Here is a 932-nt window from a genome sequence, read left to right on the forward strand (position 1 = left end):
AGCAGCGTCTCTGGTTCTTGTCACAGTTGGACGAAGACAGCACGAACTATAACATTCCCCTGGGCTGGCGATTGCGCGGAGCGCTCGACCGCGTCGCCTGGCAGCGCAGCCTTGACCGTCTGTTTGCCCGTCACGAGGCGCTGCGCTCGACGTTCGTCGCCGGAGAGGATGACCCGCAGGTTGAGATTTTATCAGCGGACACGCGATTGCCGGTGGTCGAAGACGACCTTCGGGGTGAACCGGATGCCGAGGTCTTGCTTTCGGCCCTGTGCGAAGAAGAAGCAAGGACACCGTTCGATCTTGCGCGCGGCCCGCTGATCCGCGGCCGCCTGATCCGGCTGGCCGATGACGACCACGTCTTTCTGCTGACGCAACACCACATCGTCGCCGATGGCTGGTCGATGGGGGTTCTGGTGCGTGAGCTCAGCAGCCTTTACCGGGCGTTTGCGGCCGGGCGCGCCGATCCTTTGCCGCCGCTGGCGATCCAGTATCCGGATTATGCCGCCTGGCAACGGCAATGGCTGTCGGGGGAACGGCTGCAGGCCCAGGCGCAGTATTGGCGCGACAGTCTGTCTGGTGCCCCGGCCCGTCTGGCGCTGCCGACCGACCGGCCGCGGCCGGCGCAGCAGTCGTTTGCCGGAGCCAGCGTGCCTGTCGTCATCGATCAGGATCTGACGCGCGGGCTGAAGCGGCTGAGCCATCAACATGGCACGACCTTGTTCATGACGGTGCTGGCGGCCTGGGCGGCGGTGCTGGCGCGCCTGTCCGGGCAGGCCGATATCGTGATCGGTGTACCGACGGCCAATCGCGGCCGCCGCGAGGTCGAAGAGCTGATCGGCTTCTTCGTCAACACCCTGGCGGTTCGAATCGATCTGTCCGGTGAGCCGAGCGTCTCCGATCTGCTGGAGCGGACGCGACGCACGGCGCTCGCC

General features: G+C 66.0%; 1 protein-coding gene. It reads left to right on the forward strand.

Features of this window, described 5'->3' with window-relative positions:
* Positions 1-26 precede the first annotated feature (26 nt).
* The coding region (locus AYK65_RS31095) for a condensation domain-containing protein (protein ID WP_420810271.1) at positions 27-932 on the forward strand (906 nt) is incomplete at its 3' end.

It is taken from the genome of Ensifer aridi (assembly GCF_002078505.1).
Lineage (GTDB): Bacteria > Pseudomonadota > Alphaproteobacteria > Rhizobiales > Rhizobiaceae > Sinorhizobium > Sinorhizobium aridi.